Source organism: Polynucleobacter sp. 35-46-11, from assembly GCF_002281105.1.
On record NZ_NCFJ01000400.1, the window covers coordinates 1 to 2,340 of the forward strand.

A 2,340-nucleotide genomic window follows, 5' to 3' on the forward strand; every position below is an offset into this window, starting at 1 on the left:
TGTCCCTTTTTTGAAACTACTTGGCGTTCGTCTTATCAGCGCTGAAATGGGTAAAGGTGAAATACTGCTTGCCCTCAAGCCTGAGCATACCAATACCTGGGATGTAGCCCATGGTGGTGTATTGCTCACGCTGATGGATGTTGCTATGGCGGTCGCCGCTCGATCCAGTGATCCAGGTGATCGTAGCGTTGTGACAGTGGAGATGAAAAATAACTTTATGCAGGCAGCTAATGGCATCTTGCGTGTGAAGGCCGATACTGTTCGTCGAACTGCCACAATGGCTTTTTGTGAGGCAAAGCTCTATAACGATCAGGGCGAGATCTGCTGTATGGCAACAGGAACGTTTCAGTTTCTAAAAAGACTCGCCACTAAAGATGCAAATGGCGAACGAGTCATCAATGAGGATTCGCGTCAGCAGAAATAACTCCGCCTTGATCGGAAGGCTATACCGATAGGTTTGATCCGGGGGCAGAGCTGAGCTCTCCAGTGACAACATCATGGCCTACAGTGCCATTGGCATCAAAACGTCTTTCCACCATTTCGAACTGACCATCATTGCGAACGCGCAAAATGGTACTAGAACGCGTTCCGTAAGATGGTGTCTTGATAAATGCTGCTGATAGGGCTCTTTCCCAATCTGGGTTCACACCAGTACTGGGCAACTCCTGTGGACTAGCTTCATGGGTATCGGCCAATACGCGTAAGTAGTGATCTGCATTCTTCAGTTGGCCACTATCCATTGCCAATGTTTGGGCAAATGCTGCAACTCGATGGTTCACTTTGGGCCATGGTGTGTCGAGCATGGCATTCGATAGACCATAGACACCAGGGCTAAGAGCTTGCTCAGGAAACACTTTTCTTGGGCGAATATTTTGCCCCATCATCAGGCGATTGCTTACCCAATGCATCTCAGCATTCTCAGGATCACTGAGATCTGCCATGAGTAGATTAAAGCCGTTGTATTGATCAAATCGCTTTGCGTTTTCTTGAACATAAGCATGTGGCTTATGCTGACCTGTCAGGTAGCGAAGGCTGAGCTCCCCGCGTGTTCTGGCATCTGGATTTTTTTCACTAGGTGCCCTGACATTAGTTAGCGCAGCAAAGCGACCTGTTTTAGTAAAACCCAGCCAAGTTCCTGGGCTACCCAATACATCAGCTCGATCTTTTCCAGCTAAAACATGAGGATGTTCTTCCCACCAACCCAGGGGGTCAGTGTCACGCTCATAAAACTCATCTCGATTTGCCGCTACTACCAAAGGGTAGTCTGGATGTGATTTCCAGGCAAAGAGAATTAAGCACATATGGGATAAGCGGGGCTAATAATGAAATTAAATTTCTAATAAAGGATAGGGTAGTGTGCCTATTTTTAACACAGGGCCGGTAGGCATGCCTAGATGGATTTCCCCAGTCTCAAGAGCATCTAGCTTGCATTCAATCTGAAAATCCATTTGATCTGCATTTTCTGGCTTAGTCGCTGCAAGTACCACCATACCGCAAGGCTGAGTGGAATCGCTTTCGTGAAATAGCTCTACACCTGGTTTAGCAAAATCCAGCGCAGATGCACTTAAATTGCTACTGGCAAGTTGTAACCTACGCTTAACTGCACCACGGTATTGGCTTCTAGCAACAATCTCTTGCCCAGGGTAACAACCTTTTTTAAAATCAACGCCTGCTACAGATTCAAAATTGACCATTTGCGGGACAAATTGCTCTTGGGTTGCTAAGACAATCCGAGGGATACCACTTAATACCTCGAGGCGATCCCATTGCGCTAGAGCATCAACCTCGATGATCGATTCGCTGGATTCAGATTTTCTTTTGGCAATGAGTAAGCGCTCAAATGTGTGATTGGAAATTGAAACATCTGGCATCCGCAAGACAAGAGAGTTATTCAGTTGATTGGCTGATTCAAGATTGTGATCATCTCGATATGCACCAAGAATTTCCCAATCATTTGAGGCATCCACAACTTTTACTTTTGACCGCAGAACATACATCGCCAATCGTTTGGCAATACTAGCGGCAATATCTTTAGAGACAAAGAGTGCAAAGCGATCATCTGAGTCGGGAGATTCTGGAAATAAGCCAAGCCAAGCACTAGCTAAGAGACGCCCTTTAGGACTGCAATATCCCACCAGACGAACTGAGCCAAGTCCTTGGGCTATCTCTCCCGAAACAGTGCGCTTCAAGCCCAACACTGAATTACTGAGCTGACTTTGAAGGAGGGTAGCTGCATCAGAGCCTTCGACCAGAATTAAACCCCAATTGGGAAGAAGGGTGGATCCATGGTTCAAAAAGGTCATTGGCATTGGGGGTTTTTAGGGCTGAGGGTCATGTGCT

Annotated in this window: 3 protein-coding genes; 1 reads left to right on the top strand and 2 read right to left on the bottom strand. The window is 46.7% G+C overall.

Going from position 1 to position 2,340, the window contains the following annotated elements; genetic code table 11:
- Positions 1 to 424: PaaI family thioesterase (locus tag B7Y67_RS15485; RefSeq protein WP_293599404.1), on the top strand; the 424-nt coding region annotated here is incomplete at its 5' end.
- Positions 425 to 443: 19 nt separating this feature from the next.
- Here the strand turns inward: B7Y67_RS15485 and B7Y67_RS15490 are convergent.
- Positions 444 to 1,301: an NRDE family protein gene (locus B7Y67_RS15490; protein ID WP_215303678.1), complete on the bottom strand. Its 858-nt coding sequence runs from the start codon at positions 1,299 to 1,301 to the stop codon at positions 444 to 446.
- Positions 1,302 to 1,328: 27 nt separating this feature from the next.
- A complete protein-coding gene (locus B7Y67_RS15495; protein ID WP_293599405.1) occupies positions 1,329 to 2,303 on the bottom strand; it encodes a folate-binding protein in 975 nt (324 codons plus the stop codon).
- Positions 2,304 to 2,340 lie beyond the last annotated feature (37 nt).